The organism is Streptomyces sp. NPDC037288, from assembly GCF_055603265.1.
This window is the reverse complement of sequence record NZ_JBVJVY010000175.1, coordinates 1-2,934: the sequence shown is the minus strand read 5'-3', so window position 1 is coordinate 2,934 and position 2,934 is coordinate 1. Positions and strand designations below refer to the sequence as shown.

General features: G+C 64.3%; 1 protein-coding gene and 2 pseudogenes. 2 read left to right on the top strand and 1 reads right to left on the bottom strand.

Annotated elements, in window-relative coordinates:
• Positions 1–1,285: 1,285 nt before the first annotated feature.
• A pseudogene (locus ACZ7GZ_RS42940) lies at positions 1,286–1,511 on the bottom strand (IS701 family transposase); the annotation flags it as partial.
• Between the two features lie 274 nt (positions 1,512–1,785).
• On the opposite strand from ACZ7GZ_RS42940, the gene ACZ7GZ_RS42935 reads away from it, so the two are divergent.
• Positions 1,786–2,430 carry a hypothetical protein gene (locus tag ACZ7GZ_RS42935; protein WP_471033261.1) on the top strand — a complete coding sequence of 215 codons (645 nt, stop codon included), beginning with the start codon at positions 1,786–1,788 and terminating at the stop codon, positions 2,428–2,430.
• 133 nt (positions 2,431–2,563) lie between these two features.
• Positions 2,564–2,803, top strand: a pseudogene (locus tag ACZ7GZ_RS42930) (IS630 family transposase); the annotation flags it as partial.
• Positions 2,804–2,934: the final 131 nt, after the last annotated feature.

Genomic DNA, 2,934 nt, shown 5'->3' with positions numbered 1-2,934 from the left:
GGACTTCGAGCGAACCGTCACCGAGGCCAGGACGCAGGCCCATCAGGAGGACCGAGCAGCATAGGGAAGTCCTCCACGCTTTCTGGGGATTGACATTCAGGTTTGGCCCTGCGATTGCGGAGGTGGCGAATCGGTGGCTGCGGGCTGCATCGTCGACGATGCAGGTGGCCGGGAACGCCGGCGGCGTCTCGGGGCTGGGGCCGGTGATGGCTCCCGATGCGGTGCTGTGCCGGGGATCGCGGGCGCGCTCGCTGAGGTGATGTGCTTCCTCGCTGAGAGCCTGCCTGTCGCGCTGGCCGGCGGCGGGATGCCGCTCCTGAAGATCGCTGAGGCGGCGATCGATCTGCAGGCCGGCGGCCCTTGCACCATGAGCTGTTCATGTTCTCGCTCTACGTGAGGTGCAGCAGTATGCCGAACAGGATTCCGCAGCGGCGGAGCTGCTGGCGATCGTGGAGCTGGCTGATGCCGACGGCGCTCAGGCGCCGCCATCGGGCGCCGAGTGCCCCGCGGCGTTTCCTCGGGCGGGGCGGTGAGGAAACGGAGGCAGAGGTGGACACGTCGATGCCGCACGGGTGGACAAGCATGCGGGGCCTCTGTGGAGACGGTTCTCTTGGTCGAAAAACCATCTGCCAGGGACTTAATCCATGCGTCAGGCCGACTACCCAGCTGACGCGGGGCGTTCGAAAGAGCTGACTGCCCCGGCGCTCACTCACACGTCTGTGATCCTGCGCCCGCTTCATGAGCGTTTTACGGCACCAACTTGTTCAGTCGCTTCGGTCGCTGAAACGCCCAGGCGCTGTCGCGGGGTAAGAGGTGAAATTGGGGAAGATCGTGTCTTGGTACGCTGTTCGTGGAGCCTCTGGCGCCCGCGCGGGCATGGGTCAGCTGTCAATTGGGCCGTGGTGCTTCTCTATTCGTGCGGGATGCGGAATGGGCTATGTTACGAAACGTGTTCGGCTTCTTTCGAAACCGGATGGCGAACTGCCTGTTGATACCGGCCCGACGGATTCTTGGCGGGGGAGCGGCGGGCCGCTGTTCTCCCTTTCGACATGTGCACCAGGCGCGTCACCCCCACTCCTGTCGGCCCGGGAGCCGAGATCGCACCCTGGAGCAGCTGAGGCAGGATACGGACGGGCGGTGGCGGCGCCTGGGACGCAACGGTGAGCAGACGCTGATCGCCCGCGTTCGATACTGCCGCCAGGCCGAGCTATGGCGGCGCGGAGAGGCGCGCCCACGGGCAGCGGAACGAAAGGCGCGACGCCCGTCGTTGTGCTGCGCACTTGCCCTCCCACTCGGTCCAGTTCAGCATCCGGAGGATGCGGTCCGGGCCCACATGTCCGGCTGCCCCTGCCAGCGTCCAGCCGTTCTTCCGCTGCAGCGGAGCGATCAATCCCCGCATACAAGCCATAGCTGACTCTGCGGCTCCGACCTGCTGAAACGGTGCAAGAACCGCTGATGGACAGCATCCAGTCCACGCGTCACAACCTGACATCAGCAAGTTCCCCACCCACAACCCCACCAAAGACTGGCCTGGCCATCAACCGCGGCAAGCACCGTTGCAGTACTGACTCAGACGGAGCAAACCATGCTGGGACAAGGTCATCGAGTCATCTCATTTCAGGGGGCTTCGCCGCTCGGCAGGTTGCACGATGGCCGCCCGAGAGCCAGGGACTATGCGGTGATAACTGCTGTACCACTCGACAAGACGCCATCGATCAGACCAAGGATGATGGCCATCGAGAGGACTCTGCTTCCCAGGGGCCTCCAGTGCGAAAGGACATACCTATGCGAGGCAAGCAAGCGATCGGCGCGGGTGTTATGGCACTGGCCCTGTTATCCGGAGCCGGCTGGACTGCCCAGGCCGCCACCAGCGAGACCGCCACCGGACAGGCTGCAGCGGCCAAGGCACCGGCACCGGCCCTGCACGGTTACCAGATCGTCAGGCTTCCCAACGCCAACGTGCTGAACTTCCAGCGCCGGACTGTCTCCTGCCCCGCGGGAAAGAGGGTCGTCGGCGGCGGCGCCCAAGCTCGGGGCAAGCGCGCGATCCTGGTCGGCAGCTTCCCCACCAAGGACGGGACCGGCTGGATCGGACTCGGCCGGCAGGACGGCTACTCCACCGTCGGCATCAGCGTGTATGCGATCTGCGCCAGCGTCGAGCAGCAGCCGCAGACTGACGGTTTCCCCGGCACGATCACCACGCTCCCCGTTCAGCACGTGGTGGATGAGTACGTGCAACCGATGACACCTGGTACACACCCCCATGTGGTTCGCACGTACTACCCAGGAGCTCGTGTAACCGTTCTCTGCTCCCAGCAGGTGGACATGGGTACTTGGACTGCGCTGTGGTATCGACTTGATGACGGGGGATACGTCAGCTCCAACAACGTGTCCGGCGTGGATCGACGCCAAGTCCCCAGCTGCTCGTAATACTCGGAGGGGTGTGGTCGCAATGAGGTAGAGCTAAGACCTTGACGGATGGTTAGGGAGCCGATTACCTTCCCCGTGGCGACCTCCAGGGCCACGAGCAAGGTGGTGGTGCCGACGCCGGACGCAGTCGCAGTGGCTGCTCGCGCACCCGCGCTTCCATCTCCACTTCACACCGACGAGTTCGTCCTGGCTGTACCTCGTGGAGCGGTGGTTCGCCAAGCTGACGCAGAAGAATCTCAAGCGCGGTGTCCACCGCTCTGTCCAGGCCCTCGAAGGCGACATCCGGACCTGGCTCGCCGACTGGAACGAGCATCCCAGGCAGTTCGTATGGACCAAGACTGCCGACGAGATCCTCGACAAAGTCGCCGCCTAATGCCAGCGAATCTCTGACCCAGCAATAGGAGTTCACTGAACCTCTTTCATCCTGAAGAGTCGCAGGTCAGTAGCACGTGGATGGCTTGGACGGTGCGGCTGACGCGGCGGGTGGAGGAGCGTGCTCTGCGC